This window comes from Streptomyces sp. NPDC039480 (assembly GCF_055597165.1).
The window spans coordinates 1,033,753-1,059,434 of sequence record NZ_JBVITX010000001.1 but is presented as its reverse complement, the minus strand read 5'-3'; the positions used below and the strand labels follow the sequence as shown (position 1 = coordinate 1,059,434).

General features: G+C 70.8%; 24 protein-coding genes. 9 read left to right on the top strand and 15 right to left on the bottom strand.

The genetic code is table 11. The features are described 5' to 3' along the window. Window positions 1–107: 107 nt before the first annotated feature. Complete coding sequence (locus ACZ56E_RS03995; protein ID WP_471210737.1) at window positions 108–767, top strand: LysE family translocator; 660 nt, start codon at window positions 108–110, stop codon at window positions 765–767. A gap of 21 nt (window positions 768–788) precedes the next feature. Here the strand turns inward: ACZ56E_RS03995 and ACZ56E_RS03990 are convergent, their stop codons facing one another. Then, window positions 789–1,727, bottom strand: coding sequence for a GlxA family transcriptional regulator (locus ACZ56E_RS03990; RefSeq protein WP_471210735.1), 939 nt, complete (start codon window positions 1,725–1,727; stop codon window positions 789–791). Between the two features lie 145 nt (window positions 1,728–1,872). Here ACZ56E_RS03990 and ACZ56E_RS03985 point away from each other — a divergent pair, with 145 nt between their 5' ends. Continuing rightward, window positions 1,873–2,313, top strand: a complete 441-nt coding sequence (locus tag ACZ56E_RS03985) for a DUF6010 family protein (protein WP_471210733.1) — start codon at window positions 1,873–1,875, stop codon at window positions 2,311–2,313. Window positions 2,314–2,334: 21 nt separating this feature from the next. Here the strand turns inward: ACZ56E_RS03985 and ACZ56E_RS03980 are convergent, their stop codons facing one another. Continuing rightward, window positions 2,335–3,018 carry a GmrSD restriction endonuclease domain-containing protein gene (locus ACZ56E_RS03980; RefSeq protein WP_471211530.1) on the bottom strand — a complete coding sequence of 228 codons (684 nt, stop codon included), beginning with the start codon at window positions 3,016–3,018 and terminating at the stop codon, window positions 2,335–2,337. Window positions 3,019–3,199: 181 nt separating this feature from the next. Continuing rightward, the gene (locus ACZ56E_RS03975; RefSeq protein WP_471210731.1) at window positions 3,200–4,318 is read right to left on the bottom strand and encodes an amidase domain-containing protein; all 1,119 of its coding nucleotides are present in this window, start codon (window positions 4,316–4,318) and stop codon (window positions 3,200–3,202) included. Window positions 4,319–4,751: 433 nt separating this feature from the next. Between ACZ56E_RS03975 and ACZ56E_RS03970 the strand changes: the two genes are divergently transcribed. Then, window positions 4,752–6,650: a transglycosylase domain-containing protein gene (locus ACZ56E_RS03970; protein WP_471210725.1), complete on the top strand. Its 1,899-nt coding sequence runs from the start codon at window positions 4,752–4,754 to the stop codon at window positions 6,648–6,650. Window positions 6,651–6,679: 29 nt separating this feature from the next. Here ACZ56E_RS03970 and ACZ56E_RS03965 read toward each other — a convergent pair whose 3' ends face one another. The 6 genes from ACZ56E_RS03965 to ACZ56E_RS03940 all read right to left on the bottom strand — a co-directional run bounded on the left by ACZ56E_RS03965 (window position 6,680) and on the right by ACZ56E_RS03940 (window position 12,114). Then, window positions 6,680–8,023: a polysaccharide deacetylase family protein gene (locus tag ACZ56E_RS03965; protein ID WP_471210724.1), complete on the bottom strand. Its 1,344-nt coding sequence runs from the start codon at window positions 8,021–8,023 to the stop codon at window positions 6,680–6,682. A gap of 158 nt (window positions 8,024–8,181) precedes the next feature. Continuing rightward, window positions 8,182–9,138: a hypothetical protein gene (locus ACZ56E_RS03960; protein ID WP_471210722.1), complete on the bottom strand. Its 957-nt coding sequence runs from the start codon at window positions 9,136–9,138 to the stop codon at window positions 8,182–8,184. Then, window positions 9,099–9,701 (bottom strand): hypothetical protein, encoded by a 603-nt coding sequence (locus tag ACZ56E_RS03955; RefSeq protein WP_471210719.1) that lies wholly within the window; start codon window positions 9,699–9,701, stop codon window positions 9,099–9,101. The genes ACZ56E_RS03960 and ACZ56E_RS03955 overlap by 40 nt, the downstream gene beginning before the upstream one ends. A gap of 184 nt (window positions 9,702–9,885) precedes the next feature. Next, window positions 9,886–10,632, bottom strand: coding sequence for an alpha/beta fold hydrolase (locus tag ACZ56E_RS03950; protein ID WP_471210718.1), 747 nt, complete (start codon window positions 10,630–10,632; stop codon window positions 9,886–9,888). Window positions 10,633–10,749: 117 nt separating this feature from the next. Then, complete coding sequence (locus ACZ56E_RS03945; protein ID WP_471210716.1) at window positions 10,750–11,619, bottom strand: SigB/SigF/SigG family RNA polymerase sigma factor; 870 nt, start codon at window positions 11,617–11,619, stop codon at window positions 10,750–10,752. A 48-nt stretch (window positions 11,620–11,667) separates the two neighbouring features. Then, the gene (locus tag ACZ56E_RS03940; protein WP_471210714.1) at window positions 11,668–12,114 is read right to left on the bottom strand and encodes an ATP-binding protein; all 447 of its coding nucleotides are present in this window, start codon (window positions 12,112–12,114) and stop codon (window positions 11,668–11,670) included. Window positions 12,115–12,405: 291 nt separating this feature from the next. On the opposite strand from ACZ56E_RS03940, the gene ACZ56E_RS03935 reads away from it, so the two are divergent. After that, complete coding sequence (locus ACZ56E_RS03935) at window positions 12,406–12,579, top strand: CsbD family protein (protein ID WP_468606382.1); 174 nt, start codon at window positions 12,406–12,408, stop codon at window positions 12,577–12,579. A 106-nt stretch (window positions 12,580–12,685) separates the two neighbouring features. Here the strand turns inward: ACZ56E_RS03935 and ACZ56E_RS03930 are convergent, their stop codons facing one another. Then, on the bottom strand, window positions 12,686–13,588 hold the full coding sequence (locus tag ACZ56E_RS03930; RefSeq protein WP_471210712.1) for a LysR family transcriptional regulator: 903 nt from the start codon (window positions 13,586–13,588) through the stop codon (window positions 12,686–12,688). A gap of 150 nt (window positions 13,589–13,738) precedes the next feature. Between ACZ56E_RS03930 and ACZ56E_RS03925 the strand changes: the two genes are divergently transcribed. Beyond that, a complete protein-coding gene (locus tag ACZ56E_RS03925) occupies window positions 13,739–14,824 on the top strand; it encodes a YncE family protein (RefSeq protein ID WP_471210709.1) in 1,086 nt (361 codons plus the stop codon). Between the two features lie 60 nt (window positions 14,825–14,884). Here the strand turns inward: ACZ56E_RS03925 and yczR are convergent, their stop codons facing one another. Continuing rightward, window positions 14,885–16,360, bottom strand: coding sequence for a MocR-like transcription factor YczR (gene yczR, locus ACZ56E_RS03920; protein WP_471210707.1), 1,476 nt, complete (start codon window positions 16,358–16,360; stop codon window positions 14,885–14,887). 195 nt (window positions 16,361–16,555) lie between these two features. On the opposite strand from yczR, the gene yczE reads away from it, so the two are divergent. Then, on the top strand, window positions 16,556–17,206 hold the full coding sequence (yczE, locus tag ACZ56E_RS03915; RefSeq protein ID WP_471210705.1) for a membrane protein YczE: 651 nt from the start codon (window positions 16,556–16,558) through the stop codon (window positions 17,204–17,206). Here yczE and ACZ56E_RS03910 read toward each other — a convergent pair. Together ACZ56E_RS03910 and ACZ56E_RS03905 are read right to left on the bottom strand one after the other, a co-directional pair. Next, the gene (locus ACZ56E_RS03910) at window positions 17,189–17,821 is read right to left on the bottom strand and encodes a chorismate mutase (RefSeq protein ID WP_471210702.1); all 633 of its coding nucleotides are present in this window, start codon (window positions 17,819–17,821) and stop codon (window positions 17,189–17,191) included. The genes yczE and ACZ56E_RS03910 overlap by 18 nt on opposite strands. A gap of 34 nt (window positions 17,822–17,855) precedes the next feature. Continuing rightward, window positions 17,856–18,701, bottom strand: a complete 846-nt coding sequence (locus ACZ56E_RS03905) for an alpha/beta fold hydrolase (protein WP_471210700.1) — start codon at window positions 18,699–18,701, stop codon at window positions 17,856–17,858. A 245-nt stretch (window positions 18,702–18,946) separates the two neighbouring features. Between ACZ56E_RS03905 and paaK the strand changes: the two genes are divergently transcribed. Beyond that, on the top strand, window positions 18,947–20,245 hold the full coding sequence (gene paaK / locus ACZ56E_RS03900; RefSeq protein WP_471211528.1) for a phenylacetate--CoA ligase PaaK: 1,299 nt from the start codon (window positions 18,947–18,949) through the stop codon (window positions 20,243–20,245). A gap of 78 nt (window positions 20,246–20,323) precedes the next feature. Here paaK and ACZ56E_RS03895 read toward each other — a convergent pair whose 3' ends face one another. Then, window positions 20,324–21,136: an anti-sigma factor antagonist gene (locus tag ACZ56E_RS03895; RefSeq protein WP_471210698.1), complete on the bottom strand. Its 813-nt coding sequence runs from the start codon at window positions 21,134–21,136 to the stop codon at window positions 20,324–20,326. A gap of 138 nt (window positions 21,137–21,274) precedes the next feature. Here ACZ56E_RS03895 and ACZ56E_RS03890 point away from each other — a divergent pair, with 138 nt between their 5' ends. Beyond that, window positions 21,275–21,625: a helix-turn-helix transcriptional regulator gene (locus ACZ56E_RS03890; RefSeq protein ID WP_471210695.1), complete on the top strand. Its 351-nt coding sequence runs from the start codon at window positions 21,275–21,277 to the stop codon at window positions 21,623–21,625. Window positions 21,626–21,645: 20 nt separating this feature from the next. Here ACZ56E_RS03890 and ACZ56E_RS03885 read toward each other — a convergent pair whose 3' ends face one another. Continuing rightward, window positions 21,646–23,148 carry an acyl-CoA synthetase gene (locus ACZ56E_RS03885; RefSeq protein WP_471210693.1) on the bottom strand — a complete coding sequence of 501 codons (1,503 nt, stop codon included), beginning with the start codon at window positions 23,146–23,148 and terminating at the stop codon, window positions 21,646–21,648. Window positions 23,149–23,267: 119 nt separating this feature from the next. Here ACZ56E_RS03885 and ACZ56E_RS03880 point away from each other — a divergent pair, with 119 nt between their 5' ends. Further along, window positions 23,268–25,679 carry a penicillin acylase family protein gene (locus ACZ56E_RS03880; RefSeq protein WP_471210691.1) on the top strand — a complete coding sequence of 804 codons (2,412 nt, stop codon included), beginning with the start codon at window positions 23,268–23,270 and terminating at the stop codon, window positions 25,677–25,679. Window positions 25,680–25,682: the final 3 nt, after the last annotated feature.

The following is a 25,682-nucleotide window of genomic DNA, read 5'->3' as shown; positions in this document are numbered from 1 at the left end:
GCGGACCGCACCACGAAGGCCCCATGCCAGAGCCGAACAGCTCAACCCTGCCCGATATCGGGCAGAAATGTGGAAGTTCCACGGTCACCGACCTAGGGTGATCACTCATGATCACCCTAGACGCAATAGGGGCTTTTGCCCTCATAGTGGGACTCCTCACGCTCACTCCCGGACTGGATTCCGCACTCGTCCTGCGCACCGCGGCGCTCGGACACCGCCGTCGCACGTGGGGCGTGGTCCTCGGCATCCAGAGCGGCACACTGGTCTGGGGCGTGCTCACCTCGCTCGGCGTGACCACACTGCTGACCGCGTCCCACCTCGCGTACGAGACTCTTCGCTGGGCCGGGGCCGCGTACCTGGTGTGGATGGGCGGCAGGATGCTGTGGGCCACCTGGCGCCACCCATCGAGCGGGAACGCGCAGACAGAGGAGACCGGGAGCGAGACCAGAACGAGGACGGGCGCCGAGGACACCCTGCTCGGTGGCTGGCGACAAGGGCTCGGGACCAATCTCCTCAACCCGAAGATGGGCGCCTTCTACGTTGCGGTGCTCCCGCAGTTCATCCCCTCCGGTGCCTCGCACCTTGCTCCAGGGGTGCTGCTGGCCGGTGTGCACATTTTCCTTGCCGTCATCTGGTCATGTGCGCTGATCGCCTTCGCGAACGTGCTCCGGGACCGCCTGCGACGCCCCTCGGCCCGCCGCCTCCTCGACCGCATCACCGGCACGGTCATCGCCGCGTTCGGCATCCGGCTCGCGCTCGGACAGTAGGGCGCCGGTCGGGGCAGCCGTTCAGCTGAACGTGCGCCGGTAGGTCTGGGGGCTGACGCCGGTGGTGCGTTTGAAGCGGTCGCGGAAGGTGGTGGGTGAGCCGAAGCCGACCTGGCAGCCGATGCGCTCCACGGTGTGCTCCGTGGTTTCCAGCAGGTGCTGTGCCTGGCGGACGCGGGCTCGGTGGAGCCATTGGAGCGGGGTGGTGCCGGTGTGGTCGCGGAAGCGCCGGATCAGGGTTCGGGTGCTGGTTCCGGCCCGCGCGGCGATGTCGGCGAGGGTGAGGTCGCGGGCCAGGTTCTCCTGCAGCCAGGTGAGCACCACCTCGAGTTCGGAGCCCTGCGGTGTGGGTACGTGATCGTGGACGATGAACTGCGCCTGCCCGCCCTCCCGTTCGAGAGGCATCACCGACAGGCGTGCGGCGTCGGCGGCGACGGCCGAGCCGTAGTCGCGGCGGATCATGTGCAGGCACAGGTCCATACCCGCCGCGGCACCGGCGGAGGTGAGCAACTGGCCGTTGTCGACGTACAGGACGTCCGGGTCGACGTCGATGTCCGGGTGAGTGGCGGCCAGCAGACCGGCCGCGCGCCAATGGGTCGTGGCGCGCAGCCCGTCGAGGAGCCCGGTGGCGGCCAAGGGGAAGGTGCCCACGCAGATGGAGGCGATCCGGGTGCCGACGGCAGCGGCCGACCGCAGCGCGTCGTGCACGGCGGGAGGGAGCGAGGCGGCGAGATCGGTGACGCCCGGCACGATGATCGTGTCCGCGCCCCGAAGACCCTCCAGACCCCAGGGGGCACGCAGGACGAAGGCTCCGGCGTCGACCTCGTCGCGTTCGGCGCACACCCGGACCCGGTAGCCGGGCCGCCCGTCGGGCAGGCGGGTCCGGGAGAAGACCTCGATCGGGGTGGACAGGTCGAACGGGATCACCTGATCCAACGCGAGAACGGCGACCGTATGCATGGCCAGAACCTATCCCGCCCTCAACGCCCTTCGAGAAGGCGTTGGCATTTTCCCGTCGACACCTGTCACTAGTGCCACTGGGCGAGCACCCGGGAAGCCGGTTGACTTCGGAGCACCCCGATGGAAATCGACGCCGAAGGAACTCATGAACCTTGTGTCACCGGTGATCGTCGGCATCGTCTACTGCCTGCTGATGTCCCTGATCGAAGAACCGCACCGACGCCGCTTCAACGCGATCATGGTGGGCGGAGCCGGCGCCGCCTATCTGAGCGGGGGCGGATTCGGCCTGTGGGAGCTGCCCTTCGTCGCGCTCACGGCCTACGTCGCCTACCGCGGCCTGGACTCCTGGGCCTTCATCGGCGTCGGCTGGCTGCTCCACACGGCCTGGGACATCGCCCACCACCTCAAGGGCAATCCGATCCTGCCCTCCTACCACGACGCATCCCTGGCATGTGCCATCTGCGATCCGGTCATCGCCCTGTGGTGCTTCCGCGGAGGACCTTCCCTGATCGCACTCGTCCGCCGCCGGCTCACGCCCGGCCGCGTCCTCCACAACCGCCCGCAGACGGACCGGGTCGGCCCATGAGGGGCCCGTCGGCACGGCTCGTCACGCCACGCCGGTGTCGTGCGGAGCGGATGTGTACTCGACCTGCTGCCGTCCGCAGCCCTCCGCGAGTTCACGGAGTGCGGCGGCCTCGGCCCGGTCGACGCTCAGCGACCAGCGCAGCTTCGTCGCCGTCCAGTCGGCCGCGTAGGTGCAGTAGGTGTCCGCGAGCGGCGGCAGCCACTCGGCCGGGTCCCGGTCGGCCTTGGCGCGGTGGCTCGTCGCCGTGACCGCCACCAGGGAACGCTCGGCGTCGAGGTCGTTGGCGTAGTCCTCACGCCGTTCGGCACTCCACTGGGAGGCGCCCGAGTCCCAGGCCTCGGCCACCGGCACCGTGTGATCGATGTCCAGGGCGCGCGGCTCGGTGGCCGTCTTCCCGTCGTAGTACGAGTACCAGGTGCCCGCGGTGACCCGGCAGTCGCCTTCGATCACCGCTCTGGTGCGCGACTCCGCGATGAGGACCTCCGCCCGGGTGGTGCAGTGGTCGTGGTCGTCGTCCACCCAGCGCTTGAACGCGCCGCGCACGTATCCCTCCCGGGACTCCGCGGCCACCGGCAGCCGGCCGATCGCGTCGGCCAGGCTCAAGGGGCGGGGCTGCGGGAGGGCCGGTGCGGCGTGGGCGGTGGTGGCTGTCATGGGCAGCAGCGCGAAGACGGCGGCCGCGAGGGCGCGCGCGGGCATGTTCATCACGGAGGCAGTGATACCGGGCCCGGCCGCCGCCCGGCGGCTGCTCCAGCCTCGTCTCACCCGTCAGGAGGGAACAGTAGTACCGCAGAAACGTCCCGGCGCCTCCTGGGGCGCCGGGCACTCCTCGTGGTGGCCCCCACCGGTGCCGTGCGTGCCGGCCCGGTGGGGGCTACTGGTTCCGTCAGGTGCGGTACGCGAAGTAACGCGCGTCGGGGTAGGACGCGATGACGCTCGCGAGCGACCTGCGGTACGTGTCCGCCGTGTGGTACGTCAGGTACGGCATGCCCCGCCCGTTGCGGTACGTCACCATCATGGTGTGGTCCTTGGACCCATTCTTGTCGAAGTCCACCTGGAGGACGTCACCGACGTCCATCTGGTAGACGTTCGCGAGGTTGGGGGCCCGCCGGTTGGACAGCGTGAACCACGCCAATTCGTTCACGCCCACCCAGGAGGTGCTCTGCTTCGTGGCGTCGTACCACCAGTTCCGGTAGTCGTAGGCGGAGCCGGGAACGGCCTTCCAGCCGCCCGCGAACAGCGCCTGACTGACGAAGTTGGTGCAGTCGCCGCCCGCACCGTTGAACTTCCGGTACGCCGGGTTGTAGTTGGACCAGTACTTCTCCGCGTACCGCGCCATGGCCGCGTAGTCGTAGCTGCCGGCGGTCTTGCCGGAGGGCATCGGAGTGGAGGGGCGCCTGGTGGAGGCCGGCGTGCCGTCCGGGTACTGGTTGCCGTCGTCGTCGACGGTGTTCACGCGGGCCACCGACGGCTCGTTGACCGCGACGGGGCCGTTGTCCCGCGAGGTGATCGCGGTCAGCTTCCAGCCGCCGTCCTTCGTGCCGGCGAGCTTCAGCTCCTGCCGCGTGGAGAACGCGGTGGTGGCCGGCTCGTCCCCGCGCACCTTCTTGTAGGTGAGCGTCGACGACGAGGTGACCTCGACGGTCGCCGTGCGGCCGGTGATCGTGGCGCGCTCCACGGCGACGCGGGTGTCCGCCTTCGTGTAGGCCTCGCCGAGCTTCGCCAGGCGGGACTTGCGGGTGCGAAGGTCCCGCAGCGCCGCGTCCTCGTCCTTCTTCAGCCGGCCGGTCATGCGCGCCGTGGACGCTTTGGCGTCGGAGCCGCCGCGTGCCGTGCGCTTCTCCACCAGTGCCTCGGTGCGCCGGGAGAGGACGTCGTCGGCGATGCGGGCGAAGACGGCGACCGTCTCGCGATCGGCCTTGCGGGGCTTGCTGTCGACGGCGTCCGCGTGCGCGGGGGCCGTGAGCAGGGAGCCGGACGCCACGGCCGCGGTCACACCTGCCACAGCGGCGTATCTGTATCTCTTGGATATCACTGTGTTTCCTCTTTTCGCCTGATCACCCCGACTGGGGCACGGAATCTTCGCACAACTGCGTGCCCTTGCTGTGCCGTTGCCCCCCGCTCGCCCCCGAGGCCCTCCGGGCGGGCCGCCAGGGTCCCAGCGGCTCGCGCCCCGGATACCTCTAAGGTGTGCGGCAAGCGCAGCAGAGGAGGCATACGGGGTGGGTGGGCGCAGGATGGCCGCAGGTCAGGGATCCGGGGGGCGGCGCGCGGCGCCGGGGGGCCGTCGTGCGGCGACCGGCCGGCGCAGGAAGCCCGGGGAGCGGAGCAGGGGGTCGGAGGGCGGCATACCCGGCGCGCTCGTCTGGGCGCGCAGACAACTGCGGCGGCTGCGTCCCGCGTATCCCCGGCCGGGGCGCAGCGGTTGGCGGCGCTGGATGCCTTCGTGGCGTCAGTGGCTGGGCGCCGTCTTGTACATGTTCGTCGGCTTGACCGGTTTCGTCGCGATCGCGTACGCCGCCACGGACATACCGGACGACCTCAACTCGTTCGCCACGCAGCAGGACAATGTGTACTACTGGTCCGACGGTACGGTCATGGCCCGCACCGGCTGGGTCATCCGGCAGGAGATCCCGCTGGACAAGGTGCCGTCGAAGGTCCGGGGGGCCGTCCTGGCGGCCGAGAACGCGAGCTTCTACTCGGATTCCGGGGTCTCGCCGAGCGGCGTCCTGCGTGCCGCGACCGCCGCGGTCACCGGCGGGGAGACGCAGGGCGGGTCGACCATCACCCAGCAGTACGTGAAGAACGTCTACCTCAGCCAGGACCGCACCCTGTCCCGGAAGTTCACCGAAGCCCTGCTCGCCGTGAAGCTGGACAACCGGACGAGCAAGGACAAGATCTTCCAGGACTACCTGAACACCAGCTGGTTCGGGCGCGGCACGTACGGCATCCAGCGCGCGTCGCACGCGTACTACGGCAAGGACGTGTCGCGGCTCAACGCCAGCGAAGGCGCCTTCCTGGCCTCTCTCCTCAAGGGCGCCGGGCTGTACGACCCGGCGCTCGGCAAGGAGAACCGCGAGCGGGCCGTCGAACGGTGGAACTGGATCCTGGACCGGATGGTCAAGACCGGCCATCTCTCGCAGGCCGAGCGCGCCACGTACAAGAAGTTCCCGGAGCCGACGAAGCCGGGGTCCGGCGGCACCATTCCCGGTGCGCAGACCGGCTATCTGGTGGAGCTGGCCAAGCGGCACGCGATGAAGGCCGGGCACATCAGGACCGCCGACTACGACCTCGGCGGCTACCAGATCCGCACGACCTTCGACCGCAAGCGCACGAAGGCCCTGACCGCCGCCGTCCGCAAGGCCGAGGAGGGCTTCGACGCCAAGCGGCGGCCCGACACCGACAAGTACGCCAAGATCGGCGCGGCGAGTGTGGGCAGGGACGGCCGGCTGCTCGCCGTGTACGGCGGCCACGACTTCCTGAAGCAGGGCTTCAACCAGTCGAACGCGACGACCATCCCGGCGGGTTCGACGTTCACCCCCTTCGTCTACGCCGCCGCCCTGGAGGACGGCGTGCAGCGCACCCGGGAGGAGGGCCGCACCCCCGTGTCCCCTGCCAGCGTCTACGACGGCGACGACCGGATCGCCGTGCGGACGCCGGAGGGGCCGTACTGGGACCGCAGCGGCAAGGTGGTGAAGGGGCGCAACGAAGGCGGCCGGGACTGGGGCGAGGTGACCCTGCGGCGGGCCGTCGCCGACTCCGTCAACACGCCCATGCTCCAACTCGGCATGGACGTGGGCCTCGAGCGGGTGGAGAAGTACGCCCTGCGAGCGGGGCTGCTCGAATCGAGCCTCGGGGAGCGGATTCCCACGTTCGCGCTCGGGGAGAACTCGACGCCCAGCGCCATCCGGATGGCCGGGGCGTACCAGACCTTCGCCGCCGCCGGCATGCACACCGAGCCCTACTCGGTGCGCTCGATCACCCGGGCCGGGGACGCGGTGCCGATCGTCAAGCCGAAGCCCTCCCGGGCGGTGTCGCAGAAGACCGCCGAGGCGGTCACGGACGCCCTGCGGGCCACCATGACCGACGGGTCGGCGAAGGCGGCGGGCGGGGCGCACGCCGGTGCCGTGGGCAAGACCGGGACGACGACGGCGAACACGGCGGGCTGGTTCGTGGGCGGCACGCAGGACGAGACCACGGCCGTGGTCGTCTACCGCATGTCGCTGAAGGATCTGGTGCCGCTGCCGTTGAAGGGTCTTGGCGGGGACGCGCCCGGAACGCTCGGCAGCGAGCGGGCGGTGGGCTTGTGGGCCGACTACGTCAAGGGGGTCGAGTAGGCGGTGGGGCGGCCCCCGCCTGCGCCGCGCTACTTGACGAGCGACTTCCAGTCCGGCGCCTGGGCGGGGTCGAGCAGCCGCATCCGGGCCAGCACCTTGGGGTCCTGGACGTCGAGCCAGTCCGCCAGCTCCCTGAAGGACACGCAGCGGACGCCCTTGCGCGGGCACACGTCCCGCATCACGTCCTCGACGGCGTTCATGTAGATGCCGCCGTTCCAGTCCTCGAAGTGGTTGCCGATGAACATCGGCGCCCGGCTGCCGTTGTAGACGCGGTTGAAGCCGTTCATGTACGACTTCCGGACCTGCGCCTCCCACTCCGGGAACTTCGCCGGGTCGCCCTGGGTGGCGTCGCCGGACTGGTGGTAGAGGAAGTTGAAGTCCATGGAGAGGACTTGCACCTCTTTGCCCTCCATGGGCAGTAGTTGCAGGGGAAAGTTCCATATGCCGTCGACCTTGGACGGCCATATCTGGAAGTCCCCCGAGGAACTCGCGTCGTAGCGCCAGCCGAAGGGCTTGATCGCGGACAGGAGGTTCTTCTGCCCCTCCAGGCAGGGTGCGCGGCCACCGACCACTTCCCGGTCCGGGTCGAAGGGCAGGGGCGGCTCCTGGGTGAAACCGGTGTTGGTCTTCCACTTCTTCATGAACGAGTACGTCTGCTCTATCTCGCTCTTCCACTCCGCCGGGCTCCAGTCCCCGCCGCCCTTGGGACCGCAGAAGTGCCCGTTGAAGTGCGAACCGATCTCGTTGCCGTCCTTCCAGGCACCGCGCAGCTGCTCCAGCGTGGTCTGTATGTGCGGGACGGTCGGGTACGAGATGGCGGCCGACCCCGGGTTGTGCTGCGGCGGGCGGTAGAGCGTCTTCTTGCTCTCCGGCAGGAGGTAGATGCCGGTGAGGAAGAAGGTCATGTGGGCGTTGCTCTCCCGCGCCGCCTGGCGGAAGTGGGAGAAGCGGCGGTCGTCGCCCTCCAGCGCGCCGTCCCAGGAGAAGACCACGAACTGCGGCGGCTTCTCACCGGGCTTCAGCTTCTTGGGCTTGAGCTGTCCGCGCTGCGGGCCGGTGTACGAGGTGGAGCCGTCGCCCAGCACCCGGACCTTGCCGTCCCACTTCTCCTCGGCCTTCTTCCCGCGCTTCGCCCCATGCGCCTTCTCGGCCGCGCTGTCCGACGAGGTGGAGGCGGTGTCCCCGGCGGCGTCGCTGCGGCCCCCGGAGGAGTCCGCGAGGGCGAGCACGGCCGTGGTGGCCACCCCGCCGAGGCCCAGCGCGGCCGCGGCGACCAGGGTCATGCGCTTGCGCTTACGGGCCTTCTCGCGCGCCTTGCGGGCAGCGCGGGACTCGGCCGCCCGGGCGGGTTCAGTGCCGTCGGATTCGATCACTGCGGTCCTACCCCGTGTTCATCGCAGCAGGGCCGCGCGTGAATTGTTTGTATGAATATAGGACTGACGGGGTGGTCTTCAGTACCCCGGGTTGCACACACCACACTTCGGCCTCGGGGTCTAGAGCCCGGGCCCGCCGGTCACTTCGGTCATTCCGGTCACTCCGGCCGGTGTTCGGAGCCGCCGAAGTCCGGGGAGGTGAAGTCCGGGGAGGTGAAGTTGGGGGTCACGTACGTCGTGACGTCCGGGTCGGCGAGCGCGGTGCGCAGAAAAGGCAGCAGGCCTCGTTCCAGCAGGGCATGTCGCCAGGCCGCTCTGGCCCGGTCCACTTCCTCCTGCGTCGCCTCGCTGGGCCCGTCCGGCGGGGGCGCCTCCGCGTCATTGCGCAGCGCGGTCATCACCAAGCCGCTCGCGGCGACGGCAAGGCCGGCCGCCGTCAGAGTCCCGAACAACCACGCGCCTGTGACCGCGGTTTGAGCGGTTGCCGATCCGGCGCCCAACATCTTGAGGAGCAGGCTGACGGTCAGTAGGACCACGGCGGCCACCCCGGAGAGAGCAGCGCCGATCACGACGCAGGTCACTGTGCCCGTGCGCGGCGTCCGGGCCGCTCCGGCGGTTACCGCTGCCTTTGGCGGTCCCTCTGGGCGTACGCGCATGCCGAGCAGCGCCGCGAGCAGACGGCGCCCGTAGGACATCGCCGCCCACCGCTGGAGGGGGACTTCGCCGGTGGGGCGGCGGCTTCCTGGTTCTCCGTCTCCGGCTCCCAGGACGGCCGCGCGCAGCCGACGGCCCGGGCGTGCGGCGGCCGTGGTCGGCGCGGATGTGGAGTTCTCGGACGAGTACGCGGTGGCTGGGCCGGTGACCTGGTTCCGGACCGACACGTAGTGGTCGTACTCGGCTGCCGCGGCCGCCGTGATGAGGGCGGTGGCGTTCAGTGCCATGGTGCGCAGTTGCTCATGGTTGAGCGGGCCGCCGACCGGGGCGAGTTCCGGACGGTCCGGCGCCGTGCGTAGCGCCTCGTCGAGGAGCCGCTCGTACTCCGCGCGATCCTCGCTCAGCAGGTATGGAGCGCTGTTCACAGCCCCTCCTCCCCGGTCGTCGGCCTCTGTCGCCATCGTGGCGCGCCGCGTCCGTCAAAGCCAGATTCGGGTCCGGGGCCTGGTTCGGGTTCGGGTTCGGGCCCCGGGGCGTGAGCGTCCGCGACGGTGGCGGGCGGCCTGAGCGAAGGTGCGGGAGGGGGAGGGAGAGGCGCCGCGGAGGTTGCTGGGGCATTCGGGGCGGCGGCGTCGGGTATTGGGGTGTTGGGCGCTGCGACGCTCGGCGTCGCCGCCGACACTCCTGTTGCCGTCACCGCTGGTGATGCCGCGCCCGAGCCGTCCGCCGGGCCCACGGCCCCGGTTGCCGAAGGCCCGCCCGCCTCCGTGGCCGTCTCCGCCGGTGCGGGCGGCTGCCGCTCCCCCATCACCGCTTCGTTCACCGTCTGGATGCGGCCGAGTTGGGTGAGCAGCATGGGTGCCGACATGCCGACGACAAGGGCGGCGTACTCACCGTTGATCTGTTCCGTCGTACCGAACAGCACGGCGGCCCCCGCGCCCATCACGCTGTGCACGACCGCCGCGGCGGCGTCGACCGTGGGGTCGAAGTACGCCTGGAACCGCGGGGCCTGCCCCTGCGCCACCCCCGCCGCGGCCCACTGCCGGCGCGCCGGTCGGCTTGCCAGGTCACGAAGCGGGTGTAGACGTCCAGGACCCCACGCAGCAGACCACCCGCAGCCCCCAACAGGATCAACGTCGGGACGTCCACGGTCTCTCCCGAGTGAGGGCGCTGACGCCTGACTTCGGACTTGCGGGCACCGGACGAGCCTAGAGCTCGGAGAGGAAGGCGGATACCGCATCGGCGAATTGGTCCGGAACGTCGTGGTGCACGACGTGCCCGGCGGGCAGCTCGACCCGCCGGATGGTGCCGGCCCGGCGGGCGACCATCTCTTGGGCGTGCTCGGCCGCCAACACATCGCTGCGGGACCCACGAATCAGGAGCGTCGGGCAGGAGACCGCCGTCCAGTCACACCAATGATCACCGTTGAGCGCCTTCTGGGACGCCACCGTGTCAGCGATGTCGAAGGAGAACCCCCAGCCCTCATCTGTCCGGCGGAAGGAACACTCCAGGTAAGGGGCCACCTCACCCAGCGCCGCGACCAACGCCTCCCGGGACGGCGCGACGCCGGGAAGACCAGTGGTGAACGACCAGTCCGAGTCCAGCACCGCGCCGATGTCCTCGACGATCAGCTCGCTGACCTTGTCCGGATACCGAGCCGCGAACTGGTAGGCATTCACCCCGCCCAACGAATGCCCCAGCACCGCCACCGCACCGACGTCCAGATGCTCGTGAAAGGCCGCGACATCGGCCACGTACCCCTCGCGCTCATAGCCGGGCGCACGGTCGGACTCCCCGTGCCCGCGCTGATCCAGCGCGATCACTCTCCACCCTGGAGCCAGCGCCGCCGCCAACGGGGCGAATGCCAACGCTTCGTTGTAGTGCCCGTGCAGAGCCAGAAGGGGCCTGCCGGGGCCTCCGAAGTCCACGTACGACAGCCTCCGACCACCCACCATGAAGTATCTCCGCATGGTCCGGATGGTAGAAGACGGCCGACAGGCCCTGGCCGGGTGTCCAACCCGGCCAGGGCCTGTGTACGTCAGGGTCTGTCTCTGCAGGAAGATCCTCGGTGGTCAGTCCGTGACCAGCAGGCCCGCACGGAGCTTGGCCACGACGCGGGAGATCAGGCGGGAGACGTGCATCTGCGAGCAGCCGAGCTCGTCAGCGATCTGCTGCTGGGTCCGCTCCTCGACGAAGCGGAGGTGGATGAGCTTGCGGTCCCGGTCGTCGAGGTCCGCGATCAGCGGCGCCAGGGAGTGGAAGTTCTCGACGAGCTCGAAGGACTCCTCGTCGACACCGATGAAGTCGGCCAGCATCGTGTCGGACTCGTCGTCCTGGCCGTTGACCGCGGCGTTCAGGGAAACGGCGCTGTAGCCGTTGGACGCCTTCTGCGCCTCCGCGACCTCCGCGGGCTCCAGCTGCATCAGCTCCGCGAGCTCCGCCGTGGACGGCATGCGGCCGAGCCGGGTCCGCAGCTCCTCCGTCGCCTTGGACAGCTCGATACGGGCTTCCTGCAGGCGGCGCGGCACGTGCACGGCCCAGGAGGTGTCACGGAAGAACCGCTTGATCTCACCGGTGATGTACGGGACGGCGAAGGAGGTGAACTCGACCTCGCGGGTGAGCTCGAACCGGTCGATCGCCTTGATCAGGCCGATCGTGCCGACCTGGATGATGTCTTCCATCTCCTGCGGGCCACGGTGCCGGAAGCGCGACGCCGCGTACTGCACCAGCGAGAGGTTCATCTCGATCAGCGCGTTCCGCACGTACTGGTATTCGTGCGTGCCCTCTTCGAGTTCGGTGAGGCGCTCGAAGAATCGCTTGCCCACCTCCCGCGCGTCCTTCGGCGCGATCGAGGAGGGGTCCGTGTACGCGCGCTCGACGAGGTCCGCCCCGGCCGAGGTGGTGGCCGTGTCCTGCGTCTGCTCCTGCGTCACGGTGATCATGGCGTTCCGCTCCTTGTAGCTCGGCTTCTTCCCCCCGCAGCGCCACGCTTACCCCAAAGGTTGCCGCTCACGCGTGCCGACTTTCGAGCAGTCAGGTCCGCCGGGGGCAAACCCGTCCAAAGCAGCAGTGATCGTCTTGCCTCCGTGCCGTACTTCGACCGTGACGCTCGAACTGAGGCGGTGGACCATCGACCAGCCGAAGCCGCCGGGCCGGGCCGGATCCGAGGGCACGTGGCACGGCACCGTCTCACTGCGGTCGCTCACGCTGAGCAGCAGGAGACCGTCATGGATCCGGACAACGAGCCGGGTGAGGCCGCCGCCGTGCCGGATCGCATTGGCCGTCAGCTCGCTGACCACCAACAGCGCGTCCTCCTGCAGACGTCGCGCCTCCGCCTGCGGCATCGCACGGCACGCCGGTCGCAGCACCGAGCGGACCTCGGCCCGGGCCTGGGAGCAGGTCGTGCGCTCCGTGTCCGGTGTCTCGGGAGCGCTCATCGGGCTGTGATCCTTCCCCTGCACACGTGCAAACACGACCGGGTCCCACCGTTCCTTCGAGCTATTCCTTCGTGCCGTCCTCGTCTTCGCATGCCCGACCCGGCAGCCCGCACACCTCCGTCCCGCCCGCAGCCGCCGACCATGTTCACAACAGTGAAATGACGCAGGTCAGTGCTGCCTTGCGGCACACGCCACCTTGACATTTTTCGCTGCGACGATGTTTGCCGAGCGGCTGAACGGCCAGGCGAACGTCAGCACATGATGTCGATGCCAAGGGAGCGTGAGCGGACCATGACCGCCAACGAGAAGGCCAAGGCGAAGACCGAGCAGGCCAAGGGCGCAGCGAAGGAAGCCGCCGGTCGCACCGTCGGCAACGAGCGCCTCACCGCCGAGGGCCGCACCGACCGGATGAAGGGCGATGCGCGCCAGGCCAAGGAGAAGACCAAGGACATCGGCAAGCGCTGAGAGCGGTGCTGAAGCACCGAATGCGCTGAGACACCACGTCGGCAGGGGCGGCCCCACCACAGGGGCCGCCCCTGCTGGCGTGTTACCGCGACGGTCGGTGCCGGGGCTAGGCGGGGTTCGGGCCCGTGGCCGCGGCCGCGGCCGCCAGATGGTCGCGGAACCAACGGTGGCCCGGGTCGACCGAATTGCGGGGGTGCCAGGCCATCCCGAGTTCGATCGGGGCGAGGTCGAGGGGAATGGGGAACGTACGCAGCCCTAGTGCGGCGGTGGCGTCGGGGAGCCAGTCGTCCAAAGTGAGTGCGACGAGGTCGGTGTCCCGGGCGAGCAGCATCGCACTCGTATGGCTGGGAACGACGACCGCGGTGCGGCGCCGCAGGCCGAGTTCCGCGAGGGCGCTGTCGATGGGACCGTGGCGCTTGCCGAGCCGGGAGATGCCGATGTGGTCGGCCGCGGCGAAGCGGCGTGCGTCGATCCGCCCGGAGAAGAGGGGATGACCGGCGCGGGCGACCGCGACCAGCGTCATCCGGGTCAGCGGCCGGGTCCTGATCTCCGGGTCGAGGTGTCCGAGGACGCCCAGTTCGACATCCACCCAGCCCTGCCGCAGCGCCGGGCCGCCCTCCACCGACTCCGGCAGGAAGACCACGTCGACGTGCGGCGCCTCCGCGTGGATCCGCTCGGTCAGCGTCCCCGCGAGTCCCGCAAGGAGCACGTCGGCGGCCTGCACGGTGAAGCTGCGCCGGAGATGCACGGCGTCGAAACCGGCGCCGGGCCGCAGGACGTTGTCGCACCCGCGCAGCAACGCGCTCACCTCGCCCTGGAGTTCCAGGGCCCGTGGTGTGGGCACCATGCCCTGCCCCGCGCGGACCAGCAGCGGGTCGCCGACGGCGCGGCGGAGCCGGGCCAGCGTGCGGCTCACCGCCGCCGGTGACGTGCCGAGCCGCTCGGCGGCACGCGTCACGCTGTTCTCCTGGAGAAGGGCGTCCAACGCCCGCAGAAGGTTGAGGTCCATGGCCACCTGTGCGCTCCTGAGCTGCAATTTTACGCCTGCGGCAATGGGTGCATGCCGATCTTTGCATTGTTCCGCAACGCTCTCCTCCCGAGAGTGGAGGGGTCGACGCGGCTACGCGTGACATCCCTTCACCCCGTTGAGGAGCTCTCCATGCAGCAGGATCCGCGTGCCGGCCGACACGGCGACATCGACGGCGACATCGATCGCGACGGCGACGTCCTGGCCGTGGTCAGTCAGAGCGGGCCGACCGTCTCGTTCTTCGACGCCGCGTCCGACCGGTGGCTCGGCGCGGTCGACGTACCCGCCGAACCGCACGAGTTGTGCTTCGACGCGTCGCAGCGTCTGCTGTGGTGCACCACGGCGTACCACTCGGGCTACTACCACGCGAACAGCGGCCGCCGCACCGAGGTGACCGTCATCGACCCGGACGCGCGCCGCGTCGTCGAGGTCATCGATCTCGCTCCGGAACACGGGCCGCACGGCCTCGCGCTCGACCCCGTACGCCGTCGCCTCTACGTCAGCGTGGAGGGCTCGGCCGACCGGCCGGGCGGCGTCGTGGTGATCGACACGGAGTCCCGGCGGCCGGTGGGCCGTATCGACACCGACGCGCCGGGACCGCACTGGTTCGCCATCGACCCCGCGGGCAGGACGGGTTACGCCACGAACAAGGAGGCACCGTTCGTGTCGGTCGTCGACCTCGAACGCGGCACGCTCACCGCGAAGGTCGAGGTGCCGGGCAGCGAAGGTCTCGCCGTCTCCGCCGACGGCGCGCACGTCTACGTCGCCTCGCCCTACGCCATGTTCACCCCCTCCCCCGCCGCGGAGAGCCCGGCCCCCGGGATCAGGGTCATCGAGGCCGCGACGGCGTCCGTCGTCGACCTGCTGCCCACGGACGACGTCGTACTGCCGGTGCACCTGACGTCGACGGGCAAACTGCTCGCGGGCGAACTGCGCATGGCGGCCGACCCGGTGTCCCGGCTCGGGCGCCACGCCCCGGGCCGCCTGACGGTGTTCTCCGCCGACACCCGCAAGCGGCTGGGCGAGGTGGAGGTGGGGAGCGGGCCGCTGACCATCACGTCGTCGCCCGACGGCCGAATCGCCTACGTGGCCTGCGTCGTCTCGTCCACCGTAGATCTTGTCGACTTGGAGACAATGCGGAACCTGGCCCGGATTGACGTGGCGAAGCGCGGTGAGCCCGGCGCCCACGGACTGGCGTACATCCCGCGCCCCTCCTGACGCCTCGTCCCTGCCTGACACCTCGTGCCCGCCTCGCACCCATCACTGCGCGGGCACCCCTCAGGCGACCCAGCGCGGCCGACCGCTGCCGGCCGACGGTCCGAGGCCGGCCGCCAGGGTGGCGGCCATCCGGCGCACCGCCTCGCGCAGAGTGTCGGGCGAGGCGGTGTACGGGATGCGGAGCCGCTGCTCGAAGACGCCCGGGTCGGTGGCGAAGCAGGAGCCGCTCTCGATCCGCACGCCGTTGTCGAGCGCCCGCTCGGCCAGCGCCGAACCGACGGGCTCGCCGAGGTCCACCCAGAGCGAGAGGCCACCGGGCGGCAGCCGCCAACCCCACTGCGGCAGGTGCTCCTTCAGGGCGGCGGCCAGGGCGGCGCGCCGCTCGCGCAGCTCTGTCAGGCGGATCGGCAGCAGTTCGTCGGTCCGGTCGAGGAGGTCGAGGGCCACCAGTTGGTCGAGGACCGAGCCGCCCATGTCGGTGGCGACGCGCTGTCCCGCGAGTTCGGTGACGAGCCGCGCGGGGGCACGCAGCCAGCCGATGCGCAGGCCCGCCCAGTGCGTCTTGCTCATGGAGCCGACGGTGATGAGCTGTCCCGCGCCGCCGGGCGCCGCGTGCGAGGCGAAGGGCGGCGGCGCGGGCACGTCCAGGGCGAGCTCGGCGAGGGTCTCGTCCACGACGAGCCAGCAGCCGGACCGCTGAGCGGTCCGCGCGACCCGGCCCCGCTCTTCCTCGGGCATGAGACAGCCGGTCGGGTTGTGGAAGTCCGGGATGAGACAGCCGAGTCGGGGCGCCGCCCGGCGGAAGGCCGACTCGACGATGCCGATGTCCCAGCCGTCCTCGGTCACCGGCACCGACACCGTGCGCAGTCGGGCGCGGCGCATGGCCTCCAGGGCGTTCGGGTAGGACGGGTTCTCCACCAGGACGCGGTCGCCCGGACCGCAGAGAAGTCCCAGGACGAGGGTGAACGCGTGTTGAGCGCCCGAGGTGACCAGGATCTGCTCGGGCACCGTGGGCAGCCCCCGCCGGGTGTAGCGCTCGGCGACGGCGGCGCGGAGCTCCGGCAGGCCGTAGGGGTGATAGCCCGGGGTGTGCGCGTGTGCCGCCAGTTGTGGGGCGATGCGCGTGACGGTGTCGGTCAGCTCCCGTCCGGGCAGCCCGGGGGCGGCTCTGGCCAGGTCGATCGCGGTGTCCTCGGGGGCGAGAAGCCGCCGGACGCCGCTGGGCACGCGGCCGTCAGGCAGCGCCGTCCAGGTTCCTGCGCCCTGTCGGCTGTGTGCGTAGCCGCTCTCGCGCAACAGGTCGTACACGGCGGTGACGGTGGTTCTGCTGGTGTCGAGGGCGGCGGCCAGTTCGCGTTCGGCGGGGAGCCTGATGTGCGGGGCGATGCGCCCGTCCAGGATCAGTGCGCTGATCGCTTGGGCGAGGTGGCGGTAGGCGGGGCGGGCTGCGGCCGGGTCGGGCAGCATCGCGGCGAGCCGGCGGCTGCCCAGCGTCGGGCCGGTGCCGCCGCCCGTGCCATCGGATCTGTCACCCACGGCGCCATCGGGTCTGTCACCCACGGCCCGCTCCGAGTCCATGTCGGTCCATGTCGGCTGTCGACCACACCATTCTGCTCGGATTGGCTGTGTTTTCCGGGCCAATCACTCTACAGAGTGGCCGCAATGGCCTTGCGGGCAGGGAAGTGGCTTGCGAGGCGCGCACACGCACACCCGTCACGGAGGCACCCCGGCATGCGGCAGGACATCTCCTACGTCCCTTTCCACGAGCGCCCGTCGAGACGCCTGCCCCAACTCCTCCTCGGCCTGGCCCTGTACGGGTTCAGCCTCTCGATGCTGGTCAGGGCCGCGCTGGGCGTGAACCCATGGAGCGTTCTGTACGAGGGCCTGGAGCATCGCACACCGCTCAGCTTCGGCACGATCAGTGCCGTGCTCGGGGTGCTCGTCCTGCTGCTGTGGATACCCCTCAGACAGCGGCCGACGTTCGGCACCTTCGCGAACATCGCGGTCCTCGCCGTCTCTTCGGACCTCGGCCTGCTCGTCCTCCCCGGCCACCTCGGGCTGCCCGCCCGGATCGGGCTGCTCGCCGCCGGGGTGGTCCTCAACGGCCTGTCCGTCGCCGTCTATGTCGGTGCCCGCTTCGGGCCCGGACCGCGTGACGGGCTGATGACCGGTGCGGCCGCCGCGACCGGCTGTTCCTTGCGGCGGGTCCGTACCCTCATCGAGCTCTCCGTACTCGCTGTGGGCTGGCTGCTCGGCGGGACCGTCGGCGTCGGCACGGTGCTGTACGCCGTAGCGGTCGGCACCGTCACCCAGTACTTCATGCCACGATTCGCCTACCGGCGCCCATCCGACGAGCGGCGGGTGTCAGCCCGCGCAGACTGAGCGCAGCGCCCGCCCCAGAGCGGCGGAGTGCAGCGCGTCCAGCCGGTCCTCGTGCCGTACCCGCGCGGCCGCGGCGGTCAGCACACCCCCGCAGTACGGCGCCGTGCGCGCCGCCGAGGACGCGGCGATGCCCCGTACCAGCGCGCCGTTGACGCGGTTGATCTCCTCGCGGACCTCGGCGAGGTCGGGCCGGTCGGCCGGGGCCCGGGACGGGTCGGTGTCCCAGCGCCGGAACAACCCGCGCTGCACGGCCTTGTTGGCCTCGATCTGGTCGCGGAAGATCCGTACGGTCGCCTCCGGGTCGGCGCCGAGCTCCCTCGCGTGCCCGGCCACGGCGTCCAGCACCTGCCGCTCGCGGGCGGGGTCGTCGATGGGGCTGTCGGTGCCGTACTTGGCGGCGGCGACGAGGTCGGCGGTGGCCAGGCGCCGCGCGGACAGCTCGGCGAGGGAGCGGAGTTGGTCCTGCGGGGGCGTGGAGGTGGCGGTCGTGGCGGGGACGGCGGACTCGGTGGGCGGCCGGAGCGGTAGCGCGCCCGCCGGGCCGCCGCCCGCGAGCAGCCCGGCGGCCAGCGCCCCGGCGGTGAGCACGCGGCGGATGTGAGTGGCGAAACGCACGAGAGCCCCCTGGGAAGCGGTGAGTGTGATGCTGTCAGTCCTGCGCGAGGAATCCCTCGACCCGCCGCACGAACCACTCCGGGTCGTCCAGCCACGGGAAGTGTCCGCCACGCGGCTGCACTTGGTGGACTCCGTGGAGGAAGAGCGCGGCGAACTCCTCGGCATGCGCGGGGTTCGGGCCCCCGTCCCACTCCCCCGCGAGGACGAGGACGGGCGCGGCCAGGTCGGTGAGTGCGGCACGGGTGGCGGGCGGGTCGAAGGCGCCGTCTCCGTAGAAGGCGGCCGCCGCTTCGGCGTTCTTCTCCGTGGCGCTCGCCGCCCGGTGCGCCTGCGCCGCCGCGTCCCAGCGTCCGTAGGCGAGGGGCGCGAGGGCGTCCGCCACCTCGGCGATACTGCGGCCGGCGGCGATCTCCCGCAGCGCGGCCTCGGCGGCCGGGTACCACGGCTCGTCCGCGCGCAGCGCCGCGGCGTCGCGGTGGTCCCGGTCGGTGACCGTGAGGCCGAGGGAGTGCGTGGCCGGGGTGATCAGGACGAGCGTGCGGATCCGCTTCGGGTGGCGGGCCGCGTACAGCGTGGCGATGTTGCCGGACGCAGAGTGGCCGAGCAGGTCGATCCGATCGAGCCCCAGGTGTTCACGCAGCGCCTCGACGTCGTCGACGAGCCGGTCGCAGCGGTACGTCGCCGGATCGTCCGGCGCCGCGGAGTCGCCGGTGCCGCGCAGGTCGAGCAGGATCAGGCGGCGGTGCGCGGTGAGGCCGCCGAGGTCACCGAGGTAGGCGGAGGCGCGCATGGGGCCGCCCGGCACGCAGAGCAGCGGTTCGCCGTCGCCCTTCTCGTGGTAGGCGAGCTTCGTCCCGTCGTACGCGCTGAATGTCGGCATGGCGATGATGATCACATCCGGTGCCCCGCCCGGGCAACGCCGTCCCCGCGCCGGTGCCCCGCCCGGACAACGGCGTCCCCCGTGGTGGCCCATGACCGTGGCTCATGCCCTCGCGCCGCAGCTCAAAGCCGCTGTGCGAGATCTCTTGACGCCCACGCCCGTGCCTGGATTACTGAGCTTCACAGAAGATCGACGACCGAATGATCGGTCGCCCGTTCAGGACGGGAGCATTCCCTATGACGCGTATGCCGCCACTGCTGGACGCGGCGGAACGGCTCGGCCCGCGCGAGCTCGGGGCCCTGCAGCTGGAGCGCCTCCAGGACACCCTGCTGCACGCGTACGAGAACGTCCCGTTCTACCGCGCGGCGTTCGACAAGGCGGGCCTGCGCCCCGACGACTGCCGTTCGCTCGCCGACCTCTCCCGGTTCCCCTTCACCACCAAGGACGACCTGCGGGCCAACTATCCGTTCGGGATGTTCGCGGTGGAGCAGTCGGAGGTGCGCCGGCTGCACGCGTCGAGCGGTACGACGGGCCTGCCGACGGTCGTCGGGTACACGGAGCAGGACCTCTCCATGTGGGCGGACGTGGTGGCGCGCTCGATCCGCGCCGCGGGCGGCCGCCCCGGCGACAAGGTCCATGTGGCGTACGGGTACGGGCTGTTCACCGGCGGCCTCGGCGCGCACTACGGAGCCGAGCGGCTGGGGTGCACGGTGATCCCCGCCTCCGGCGGCATGACGGCGCGCCAGGTGCGGCTGATCCAGGACTTCCGCCCCGAGATCATCATGGTCACCCCGTCGTACATGCTCACGCTCCTGGAGGAGTTCGAGCGGCAGGGCGTCGATCCCCGTACGACCTCGTTGCGGGTCGGCATCTTCGGCGCCGAGCCGTGGACGGAGGCGATGCGGCGCGAGATCGAGGAGCGCTTCGCGATCGACGCCGTGGACATATACGGCCTCTCCGAAGTCATCGGTCCGGGTGTCGCGCAGGAGTGCGTGGAGACCAAGGACGGGCTGCACATCTGGGAGGACCACTTCTATCCGGAGGTGGTGGACCCCATCACCGGCGAGGTGCTGCCCGACGGCGAGCGCGGCGAGCTGGTGTTCACCGCCCTCACGAAGGAGGCCATGCCCGTGATCCGCTACCGGACACGGGACTTGACGCGGCTGCTGCCCGGCACGGCGCGGGTCTTCCGGCGGATGGAGAAGGTGACGGGCCGCAGCGACGACATGGTGATCCTGCGCGGCGTCAATCTCTTCCCCACGCAGATCGAGGAGATCGTGCTGCGGACGGCGGGCATCGCCCCGCACTTCCAGCTGCGCCTGACGCGTGAGGGCCGGATGGACGCACTGACGGTACGGGCGGAGGCGCGTGCGGGCACGCCGGCGGAGCGGCGCGCCGAGGCGGCCCGGGAGATCGCGGCCGCGGTGAAGGACGGCATCGGTGTCTCGGTCGGCGTGGACATCGTCGACCCGGAGACGCTGGAGCGGTCGGTGGGCAAGTTCAAGCGGATCGTCGATCTGCGGGACGCCGATCCGCGGGACTGAGCCGGCGCCCGTCAGCCTTCCGGGACCGGGACCGGGCCCGCCGGGGCGCACGCTTCTTCCGTGCGGGATCCGACCGGGTCAAGGGAAACTGCCCGGGGTGCGGCGGACCTCCGACCCGCGGACGGCACCGTCGGGGCGCGGCACCCCCAGCGGTGCCTCGGCCGCCGCCTTCGCCTTGGCGACCGCGATCTCGATCTGCTTGCGCACGGCGGCCGGCAGGGCGACGCCCTCGACGGTGCTCACCACCGCCTCCGCCAGCACGTGCAGTTTGATGTTGGTGTTCTGGGAGGCGGTGACCAGCACGTCCCAGGCCTGTTCGGGGCTCAGGACGAAGGACGACATCAGGATGCCGCGGGCCAGGTCGATGGTCGGCCGGGTCACCATGGCCCGGCGCAGCTGTGCCACGAGCAGGTGCAGATCCTGCTCGGCGCCCTCGGGCGGAACCGCTTCGTGGACGACGGGGCACGGCCCGTCATCGTCGTCCTCGCGGCCGGCAGGCATGAACAGGTGGCGGGTGCCGGTCACGTCGAGCAGCCGCTCCACCGCGGGACTGGTGGAGCGGATGACGACGGTCTTGCCCTGCTGCACGGCGTGCTGACGCAGGGTGAGCAGAATGTTGAGGCCGGAGCAGTCGCAGAACTCCACCTCCGCCAGGTCCAGGTCGACCCCGTCGGCCGCATGGGCGAGGGCACGGAACAGGTCGGCCCGGAGCCACTGACCTGTGTCGAGATCGAGCTCGCCACGCAGCGCCAGGCTCCTCCTGGCGCCGGAGCCCGCCGGGGCGGCATCGAGCGGCGCAGGCGGCGATGAGGCCGTGGACGTACTCCCGCCCTGCTCGTGCTCGCTGCCCTTTTCCACGAAGGGCCGCTGTGAGTACGCGGGTTCCGGCATGACCTCTCCCTCATGTTCGTGCATGTCGCTGCCTACCGCCGTTCCTAGGCTGCCTCTCATTCCACACACACGTCAACTAATACATGAACTCTAGTACGTGTTTTTGAAACCGTGAATGACAAGCACTAGAGTTGACGCATGGATGGAGTGCCCGAGCCACACACTGGATGGACCTTTCTCACCAATCACGCCCGCGTACTGGCGGCCATCGCCGACAACCACAACGCCCGTATCCGTGACATCGCCGCGCACTGCCGGCTCACGGAGCGTGCCGTCCAAAAGATCATTGCCGACCTCGAGCAGGATGGTTACCTCTCTCACACCCGCGAGGGACGTACCAACACATACCAGATCGATCCGGCCAAGGTGCTGCGTCACCCGGCCGAGTCCGGGCTCGCCGTCGCCTCCCTGCTCTCCCTGCTGGTCAGGGACGAGGCGAACCGGACCGGTTCCGGTCAGGACGACGAGCGACATCACGCCAGGGCCTGACCCACTGCCAGGTCCCCGACTCAGCCGACCGTGAAGCGGGAGCGCAGCTCCCGCTTGAGAATCTTCCCGCTGGCGTTGCGCGGCAGTTCGTCCACGAAGAGAACCCTCTTGGGCGCCTTGAAGTGGGCGAGCTTTTCGCGTGTGTGGGCCAGCAGCTCGGCTTCCGTGAGCTCCTTGTCGCCGCGCACGACGACGGCGGTGACGGCCTCGATCCAGCGCTCGTCCGGCAGTCCGATCACGGCGGCCTCGGCGACGCCCGCGTGTTCGTACAGCGCGTCCTCCACCTGCCGCGACGCGACGAGAACTCCCCCGGAATTGATGACGTCCTTCACCCGGTCGACGACGGTGAAGTACCCCTCGGCGTCCCGCACCGCGAGGTCCCCGGAGCGGAACCAGCCGTCGCGGAACGCCTCGGCGGTCTCCTCCGGCTTCTCCCAGTAGCCCTCGCACAACTGCGGTGAGCGGTAGACCACTTCACCCTGGGTGCCGTCCGGCACCTCCCTTCCCCGCTCGTCGACGACGCGCGCCTCGACGAACAGGACGGGCCGCCCGCAGGAGTCGAGCCGGCCCTCGTGCTCGTCGGGCCCGAGGACGGTGGCGAGCGGACCGATCTCGCTCTGCCCGAAGCAGTTGTAGAACCGGAGCCCCGGCAGCCTGGCACGCAGCCGCTCCAGGACCGGCACCGGCATGATCGACGCCCCGTAGTAGGCCTTGCGCAGCGCCCCGAGGTCACGGCTCGCGAAGCCGGGGTGGCGCGAGAGGCCGATCCACACGGTCGGCGGCGCGAAGAGACTGTCGGCGCGGCCGGCCTCGACGAGGTCGAAGATCCGCTCGGCGTCCGGCCCGTCGAGGACGGTGTTCTCGGCACCGACCGCGAGGTAGGGCATGAGGAAGACGTGCATCTGCGCCGAGTGGTAGAGCGGCAGCGCGTGGACCGGCCTGTCGGTCTCCTTGAGGTCCAGGGCGGTGATCGCGCTGACGTACTCGTGGACGAGGGCGCGGTGGGTGAGCATCGCCCCCTTCGGCAGGGCGGTGGTGCCCGAGGTGTACAGCAGCTGCACCAGGCCGTCGCCGCAGGGGCCTTCGCCCTCGTACGCCGATGCCGTGGCGAGCCGCGTGAGCAGCGAGTCGTCCGCGTCCCGCAGGGCCAGGACGGGCACGTCGGCGGGCAGCCGTCCGGCTATGTCCGGGTCGGCGAGAACGAGGGAGCTGCCCGACTGCCGGACGATGTATGCGAGGTCGTCGCCGGTGAGGTTCTGGTTGACCGGCACATGGACCAGGCCCGCCCGCGCGCAGGCGAGGAAGCCGATCAGATAGGCGTCGGAGTTGTGGGCGTAGGCGCCGACGCGGTCGCCGGGGGCCAGGCCGTGGGCGCGCAGGGCGGTGGCCGCCCGCGACACGGCGTCGTCGAGTTCCCCGTACGTCCAGGACCGTTCGCCGTAGCGCAGGGCCGTGCGCCCGGGTGTGCGGCGCGCGCTGCGCCTGAGGACTCCGTCGACCGTGTTGTCGCGTACACCCGTCATGGCGCGATCCTGTGGCCCCCGGCCGCCGGGGTCAAGAGGCCGGGGACAAGGGGCAACGCAAATGACCAACCGCTTGGTACGCTCAACCGCTTCTTCCCGAAACCCAGTTGGGAGGCACGATGCGCATCCGCACAAGACGCTCGGCGGCCGTGGGAATCACCCTGCTGACGGCGGTGGCCCTGCTGCCGGCGTCCGGCGCGGGGGCCGCGCCCCGCGAGGCCCGCCCCTCCGGCGGCGGCCTGCACGCGACCGTCCGCTACACCGAGTACGGCATTCCCCACATCCTCGCGAAGGACTACAAGAGCCTCGGCTTCGGTACCGGTTGGGCGCAGGCCGCCGACCAGGTGTGCACGCTCGCCGACGGCTATCTGACCGTCCGCGGCGAGCGCTCCCGGCACTTCGGGCCCGACGCCTCCCCCGGCTCCGCCCTGTCGTCGGCGTCCACGAACCTGAGCAGCGATCTGTACTTCCGTGGCGTGCGGAAGGCCGGGACCGTGGAGAAGCTCCTCGACCAGCCGGCGCCCGCCGGTCCGAGCCGCCGGGCCAAGGACCTCATGCGCGGCTTCGCCGCGGGGTACAACGCCTGGCTGAAGCAGAACCGCATCACCGACCCGGCCTGCGCGAAGGCCGACTGGGTGCGTCCGATCAGCGCGCTGGACGTGGCCAGGCAGGGCTTCGCCGTGCAGGTGCTCGGCGGGCAGGGGCGCGGGATCGACGGCATCACGGCCGCCGCCCCGCCGGGCGCCACGGCGGACGCGGTCCCGGCGCCCGATCCGCAGCGTACGGCGAGGGCGGCCCGCGAGCTGTTCTCCGCGCAGGACGCCGACATGGGTTCCAACGCCGTCGCGTTCAGCGGAGAGACCACCGCGAACGGCAGGGGGCTGCTGCTCGGCAACCCGCACTACCCCTGGCAGGGTGGCCGCCGCTTCTGGCAGTCGCAGCAGACCATCCCAGGCGAACTCAACGTGTCCGGTGGTTCGTTGCTCGGCACGAGCGTGGTCAACATCGGCTTCAACGGCGATGTCGCGTGGAGCCACACGGTCGCGACCGGCGTCACCCTGAACCTGCACCAGCTCACGCTGGACCCCGCCGACCCCACCACCTACCTGGTCGACGGCAAGCCGCACCGGATGACGAAGCGCACGGTCACGGTGCCGGTCAAGGACGGCGGGCGCGTCACCCGCACCCAGTGGTGGACCCGTTACGGACCCGTCGTCACCGGCCTCGGCCCCCAGCTCCCGCTGCCCTGGTCCTCGACCACGGCGTACGCCCTCAATGACCCCAACGCCGTGAACCTGCGCGGCAGCGACACCGACCTCGGCTTCGGCAAGGCCCGCTCCACCGCCGGCATCCTCAAGTCGCTGCGCGACACCCAGGGGCTCCCGTGGGTGAACACCGTCGCCGCCGACCGCCACGGCCACTCGCTGCTCAGCCAGTCCCAGGTACTCCCCCGCATCACCGACGACCTGGCGCGGCGGTGCAGCACGCCGCTCGGCAAGGTCACCTACCCGGCATCGGGCGTCGCCGTCCTCGACGGCTCGCGCGGCGCGTGCGCGCTCGGCTCGGACAAGGACGCCGTGCAGCCCGGCATCTTCGGCCCGTCGCGGATGCCGACCCTCACGGACGCCCCGTACGCGGAGAACTCCAACGACAGCGCCTGGCTGACCAACGCGGACAAGCCGATCACCGGCTACGAGCGGATCTTCGGCACCATCGGCACGCAGCGTTCGATGCGTACTCGCGGCGCCATCGAGGACGTGGCGGCGATGGCGGAGAAGGGCGACCTCACGGTCCGGGACCTGTGGCGCCAGCAGTTCGCGAACCGCGTGCCCGCGGCCGACCTCGCGGCGGCCGACACGGCGAAGGCGTGCGCGGCCCTGCCCGGCGGCACGGCAACGGGCAGCGACGGCAGGCAAGTTGACATACTCAAGGCCTGCACGGTCCTCGCCCGCTGGGACCGCACGATGGACACCGACAGCCGCGGCGCCCTGCTCTTCGACCGCTTCTGGCGCAAGCTGACGGCGGCCGTGCCGAACGCACAGCTCTGGAAGGTGCCGTTCTCGGCGGCCGACCCGGTGCGCACCCCGAACACGCTCGACACCACACGGCCGGGCTTCGGGACCGCACTGGCCGACGCGGTGACCGAGCTGACCTCGGCAGGCATCGCGCTGGACGCGCCGCTGGGCAAGAACCAGTACGTCGTACGCGGCGGCAAGCACATCCCGGTCTCCGGCGGTACGGAATCCCTCGGTGTGTGGAACAAGATCGAGGCCGGCTGGGACAAGGAGAAGGGCTACACGGAGGTCGCCCACGGTTCGAGCCACATCCAGGCGGTCGGCTGGAACAAGAACCGCTGCCCCGAGGCCCGCACCCTCCTGTCGTACTCCCAGTCCTCCAACCCCAACTCCCCGCACTACAGCGACCAGACGAGGCTGTACGCGAAGGAGCGGTGGGTGACGTCACGCTTCTGCGAGAAGGACATTCTCGGCGACCCGGCCCTGAAGGTGGTGCGGGTGCGCGAGCGCCGCTGAAGC

Bases quoted from the DNA above. Each gene is read 5' to 3' on its own strand.
- ACZ56E_RS03925 (WP_471210709.1), top strand. From the start codon at position 13,739: ATGCAGCAGGATCCGCGTGCCGGCCGACACGGCGACATCGACGGCGAC.
- ACZ56E_RS03935 (WP_468606382.1), top strand. From the start codon at position 12,406: ATGACCGCCAACGAGAAGGCCAAGGCGAAGACCGAGCAGGCCAAGGGC.
- ACZ56E_RS03895 (WP_471210698.1), bottom strand. From the start codon at position 21,136: ATGCCGGAACCCGCGTACTCACAGCGGCCCTTCGTGGAAAAGGGCAGC.
- paaK (WP_471211528.1), top strand. From the start codon at position 18,947: ATGCCGCCACTGCTGGACGCGGCGGAACGGCTCGGCCCGCGCGAGCTC.
- ACZ56E_RS03885 (WP_471210693.1), bottom strand. From the start codon at position 23,148: ATGACGGGTGTACGCGACAACACGGTCGACGGAGTCCTCAGGCGCAGC.
- ACZ56E_RS03945 (WP_471210716.1), bottom strand. From the start codon at position 11,619: ATGATCACCGTGACGCAGGAGCAGACGCAGGACACGGCCACCACCTCG.
- ACZ56E_RS03940 (WP_471210714.1), bottom strand. From the start codon at position 12,114: ATGAGCGCTCCCGAGACACCGGACACGGAGCGCACGACCTGCTCCCAG.
- ACZ56E_RS03905 (WP_471210700.1), bottom strand. From the start codon at position 18,701: ATGCCGACATTCAGCGCGTACGACGGGACGAAGCTCGCCTACCACGAG.
- ACZ56E_RS03970 (WP_471210725.1), top strand. From the start codon at position 4,752: ATGCCTTCGTGGCGTCAGTGGCTGGGCGCCGTCTTGTACATGTTCGTC.
- ACZ56E_RS03990 (WP_471210735.1), bottom strand. From the start codon at position 1,727: ATGCATACGGTCGCCGTTCTCGCGTTGGATCAGGTGATCCCGTTCGAC.
- ACZ56E_RS03930 (WP_471210712.1), bottom strand. From the start codon at position 13,588: ATGGACCTCAACCTTCTGCGGGCGTTGGACGCCCTTCTCCAGGAGAAC.
- ACZ56E_RS03985 (WP_471210733.1), top strand. From the start codon at position 1,873: ATGAACCTTGTGTCACCGGTGATCGTCGGCATCGTCTACTGCCTGCTG.
- ACZ56E_RS03960 (WP_471210722.1), bottom strand. From the start codon at position 9,138: ATGGCGACAGAGGCCGACGACCGGGGAGGAGGGGCTGTGAACAGCGCT.
- yczE (WP_471210705.1), top strand. From the start codon at position 16,556: ATGCGGCAGGACATCTCCTACGTCCCTTTCCACGAGCGCCCGTCGAGA.
- ACZ56E_RS03980 (WP_471211530.1), bottom strand. From the start codon at position 3,018: ATGAACATGCCCGCGCGCGCCCTCGCGGCCGCCGTCTTCGCGCTGCTG.
- ACZ56E_RS03995 (WP_471210737.1), top strand. From the start codon at position 108: ATGATCACCCTAGACGCAATAGGGGCTTTTGCCCTCATAGTGGGACTC.
- ACZ56E_RS03890 (WP_471210695.1), top strand. From the start codon at position 21,275: ATGGATGGAGTGCCCGAGCCACACACTGGATGGACCTTTCTCACCAAT.
- ACZ56E_RS03950 (WP_471210718.1), bottom strand. From the start codon at position 10,632: ATGGTGGGTGGTCGGAGGCTGTCGTACGTGGACTTCGGAGGCCCCGGC.
- ACZ56E_RS03880 (WP_471210691.1), top strand. From the start codon at position 23,268: ATGCGCATCCGCACAAGACGCTCGGCGGCCGTGGGAATCACCCTGCTG.